Annotated in this window: 5 protein-coding genes and 2 pseudogenes; 1 reads left to right on the forward strand and 6 read right to left on the reverse strand. The window is 44.9% G+C overall.

The genetic code is table 11. From position 1 onward, the window contains the following. Nucleotides 1–247 precede the first annotated feature (247 nt). Nucleotides 248–700: an N-acetyltransferase gene (locus tag BRO54_RS18415; protein ID WP_074044824.1), complete on the forward strand. Its 453-nt coding sequence runs from the start codon at nt 248–250 to the stop codon at nt 698–700. 464 nt (nt 701–1,164) lie between these two features. Here the strand turns inward: BRO54_RS18415 and BRO54_RS18420 are convergent, their stop codons facing one another. The 6 genes and pseudogenes from BRO54_RS18420 to BRO54_RS18445 form a co-directional block, all read right to left on the reverse strand. After that, nucleotides 1,165–1,422: a DUF2283 domain-containing protein gene (locus BRO54_RS18420; protein WP_062899021.1), complete on the reverse strand. Its 258-nt coding sequence runs from the start codon at nt 1,420–1,422 to the stop codon at nt 1,165–1,167. Beyond that, entirely contained in the window at nt 1,391–1,786 is a 396-nt protein-coding gene (locus tag BRO54_RS18425; RefSeq protein ID WP_074044825.1) for a hypothetical protein, read from the reverse strand. Before BRO54_RS18425 ends, BRO54_RS18420 begins: the two co-directional genes overlap by 32 nt. Beyond that, on the reverse strand, nt 1,786–2,076 hold the full coding sequence (locus BRO54_RS18430) for a DUF3467 domain-containing protein (protein WP_021321464.1): 291 nt from the start codon (nt 2,074–2,076) through the stop codon (nt 1,786–1,788). Before BRO54_RS18430 ends, BRO54_RS18425 begins: the two co-directional genes overlap by 1 nt. 205 nt (nt 2,077–2,281) lie before the next feature. After that, a pseudogene (locus BRO54_RS20695) lies at nt 2,282–2,536 on the reverse strand (transposase); the annotation flags it as partial. Continuing rightward, nucleotides 2,523–3,671, reverse strand: a pseudogene (locus BRO54_RS18440) (YifB family Mg chelatase-like AAA ATPase); the annotation flags it as partial. The pseudogenes BRO54_RS20695 and BRO54_RS18440, both read right to left, overlap by 14 nt. A gap of 72 nt (nt 3,672–3,743) precedes the next feature. Continuing rightward, on the reverse strand, nt 3,744–3,987 hold a 244-nt coding region (locus BRO54_RS18445; protein WP_161496668.1), incomplete at its 5' end, for an ATP-binding protein.

A 3,987-nucleotide genomic window follows, 5' to 3' on the forward strand; every position in this document is an offset into this window, starting at 1 on the left:
CCTCATGAAAAGCCCCCACACTTCAATACGATTCAATAAATTTACCAATATTCCATCATCCAATGCATATTCCCACTGCTTTCAAAAAAACACTTTATTCTTTCGACAATGGTATTCTTTTTCCTCCTCCTGCCGCAAAGCATTTGGCAGAAACATCCCCCAGCCAAAGAAAATCTGTGGTTGAATATAAACTCAAAATATTGTATATTTATAAACACACATTGCCGATTGAACGCGAGGGATCCAAATGCAAATCGACCATGCCGTCACGAGTGATGTCAAAGAAATGCACGCGCTCATCCAACACTATGCGAAAAAAGGGCTGGTGCTGCCCCGCTCGCTGCTATCCATCTATCAGCACTTGCAATGCATGTATGTCGCCAGGGAAAACGACCAAATCGTCGGCACTGCTGGGTTGCATATCTTGGGGCACGATCTCGGGGAAGTGCGTTCGCTAGTCGTATCTCCTGACCATATGGGGAAAGGAATCGGCCGCCTGCTCGTCCACCATATTGCCGACGAGGCGGCCAGACTCGGGGTGAAGCGGTTAATATCCTTTACTTACCAAGTCGAGTTTTTTCGAAAATGCGGGTTTGAGATCGTAGACAAATCAACACTGCCGGAAAAAGTGTGGATTGATTGTGTCAACTGCCCGAAACTGGACTGTTGCGATGAAACGGCGATGGTGAAATACATTTGATCCTCCTCCCACCCGAATGGCGGGGAAGGGGGGAGATCCCTTGGAAAAACCTTTTCCCTTCGCTGTTTCGTTCTCCATACCCTTAACCAGAAAAGAGAATTTTCGAAACTGGCAAGCCATCTTTTTTATGCCTTGAAGTTCCGCGGCTGCGCAGAACGATTGCGTTCGTTTTGCATAAAAAATCAGCCCCGCACCCATTCAGGAGGAGATGATGCGCGTTTGTTTCAATTGTTCAATCAAATTGTTGCACCTCATATTTTGCAACCTTTGCATAATATACAAAAAATAACTAAAATATTCGCATAAAATCAAGTCCTAATGTTTATGTCAAATACGGCTCCCATCCAGTGCACTTAAGCTCTAGAAAATAGAACCGCTTTGCCCCCGGCTCATGCGCCCCAGCCGCATTAAAGCAGCGAAGGATGATATAGTTGAGTCCATGCCAGAGGCAAAATCGGCCGAAACTAATGGATTTGTTCGTTAATCATATGAAAATTAATATTCACCGGTATAAACTTCTTTATACGCTCAATATCCCGCTTCTTGTAGTCCATAATCACAATGCCAGTAATGACCTCATCCTCTTCAGAAAGCCGGATAAACACACCAGGAGCTGCTTCGTCATCGTACGACACTTTTGGTTCGCCCAAATAAATATAAAGAACATCGTGATCATAGTCATAGGAGTATTTAACGTTTTCCTGTAAATTTTGGACGAACATAAATCGCACCTCCTATCTCTTGGTTTAACCTGCTTTTGGCGATGACGGTAACAACGTCACCATACGCTTCATCTTCATGGTCGACAATAACGACCAATGCCTTTAGCGACTTAAACTTAGGCAATTGCACAAGATCTATATATTTTTGTCTTGTATCATGCTGATCGTCCGGATTATTTGGCAATATAAAACAAGGATCTTGAATGACGCTCTTGACCATATCTTCTTGGCCTATAAACTCTTCCCTTGTATGATCCCCGCCAATAATATGATAATTCCATGTTGTGCTTTTAAGCCGCACCTCTCTGCCTAGAGGGTCCTCAGTTATAAATATGTAGTCTGTATTGATCTTGTTACCTTCCATTATTGCTCACTCTTCACACCAATAATACCTAATTGCGAAAGTTCCTGAATCTTTTCCTCGCTTGGCGGGGAAGGGATTTCACCGAATATCTCTTCATACTGCTTAATGTAATTCAATAACAAATAGGCAAATTGTTTGGCGTGTTGTGGGCTCATAGTAACCTTTCCGAGGTATATATTCTCATCGGGCGATTGCTGTTGAAGATTAAGGATAATATCATGAAGACTCATACTTAAACTAATGGAATTACAATAAACATTGAAGGGTCTCTTTTCCATATTCCCTTCCATATACCTTTCCTCTCCCTTTTAAAAACGGTATTGTAATTATATTTTACACCTTAAAGAATTTTCTTGCACTCATTTCATTAGGGAAACCGCTGTATATAGAAAATGCCTATAAATAAACCGCCCCACCAAGGGGTGGCCTAATCATCGTCCTTTCCGCTGATGCCATTTCCACGCGCTTTCGATGGCTGACAAGCGACAGGCAGCCTCACCCCCTCACAAATTCAGCATATTTTTTCTTCCGCTCTGTTTTTGTTCCTGAAAAGCAATCTAATAATGCATCCATATTCATAAATTTCGGAGGCAGCGATTTGGGATGCATATACAAATAAAAACTACTCCATCGGTAAAGTTCCGGCGCATGCACCATATGAGCTTCTACAGGGTTGAGATGAATATATCGACTCACTTCCAACATTCCGCTGTCATTGTCAATCCATTTACCATAATAACGCTTCATAAATCGGTCCGGAAACACGATTTCGATACGCTTGAATTTGTTTCGGACTACATGTGCAATAGCGCGTTCTTGAGCCTAAATATCCACACGGACACGGATTCATCGCCCCAAGCAAAATAAAGTCCGCGGGATATGTCACCGTCGACGAAATACGGCTAATCGTCACTTTCCCCGTCTCTAACGGCTGGCGAAGCATATCCAGCGTCTTTTTCGCAAATTCCGCCATTTCATCGAGAAACAAAACACCGCGATGTGCCAGCGACACCTCGCCAGGCTTTGGGTGCGTTCCCCCGCCAATTAAAGAAACCGATGAAGCGGAATGATGCGGATGACGAAAAGGCGGATGGCCGCTCTCGATTTTTTCCCCTGCCAGCTGGTACAAACTGATCACCTCTAACTGCGCATCATGAGAAAGGCTCGGCAAAATCGTCGGAAACGTTTCCGCCAACAAACTTTTCCCGCACCCAGGTGGTCCAACCATTAACACGTGATGTCCGCCTGCCGCTGCGATCTCCAATGCTCGCTTTGCTTGATGATGGCCAATAATCGATTGAAAATCCCGATGATGCTTTCGCGGGGAGTCTATGATTTCAGGAGTGCGAAAAGCTGGGAATAACGAAAGAACACGTTGTCCTTGCAGATATTGCACCGTTTCTTCCAATGTCTGAACAAAGATACAATCGAGATCTTTCAAATGATGAAGCGGAAGTGTGGGATCATACGGAAGGTATACTTTTTGAAAACCGAGCTTCTTTGCCGCCAATATCGCTGGAAGCATGCCATCCACCGGCTGAATCGCTCCATCCAACGATAACGAACCTAAAAACGCTACATCGGGGGAAACCGGCGCTGTCAGCCTACCCATTGCCTTCAAAATCCCAATCGCCATCGCCAAATCAAACATCGGGCTATGCTTTTTCCGCTCCGGCGGAGACAAATGAACAACAAGCCTTTTATCAAAAAAGTCGCATCCGAAAGCATAAAGCGAAGCAAGAACACGTTCCTTTGCCTCTTTCACCGACGCATCCGGCAACCCAACAATCACCATAGCCGCAATCCCAGGCACCTCCTGCACCTCCACCTGCACCCGATACCCTTCCAACCCCCTCAACCCAATGCTTAAAATCTTCACCGTCACTCATCCATCCCTCCCAATCACAGAACATTAGTTCTTATCCATCATTGTAATACCCTCCCTTTTCTCTTTCAATTACCAATATTTCGACAAATTTCGGGCGGTGACAGGCACCAAACCCGAGCGGTAGCTCTCTCCCGTAAACGCGAGAATGTGGGCGTGATGGACCAAACGATCCACCAGCGCTGCCGTCAGGCGGTTGTCCCCAAACACTCGATTCCACTGTCCAAACTCTAAATTCGATGTCACGATGACACTTTTTCGTTCATAACAATCGGCAATGATGTGAAACAGCAGTTCCGATCCCTGCTTTTGGAAA

It is taken from the genome of Geobacillus proteiniphilus, assembly GCF_001908025.1.
GTDB classification, from domain to species: Bacteria; Bacillota; Bacilli; order Bacillales; family Anoxybacillaceae; genus Geobacillus; species Geobacillus proteiniphilus.

Bases quoted from the DNA above. Each gene is read 5' to 3' on its own strand.
- BRO54_RS18415 (WP_074044824.1), top strand. From the start codon at position 248: ATGCAAATCGACCATGCCGTCACGAGTGATGTCAAAGAAATGCACGCG.
- BRO54_RS18425 (WP_074044825.1), bottom strand. From the start codon at position 1,786: ATGGAAGGTAACAAGATCAATACAGACTACATATTTATAACTGAGGAC.
- BRO54_RS18420 (WP_062899021.1), bottom strand. From the start codon at position 1,422: ATGTTCGTCCAAAATTTACAGGAAAACGTTAAATACTCCTATGACTAT.
- BRO54_RS18430 (WP_021321464.1), bottom strand. From the start codon at position 2,076: ATGGAAGGGAATATGGAAAAGAGACCCTTCAATGTTTATTGTAATTCC.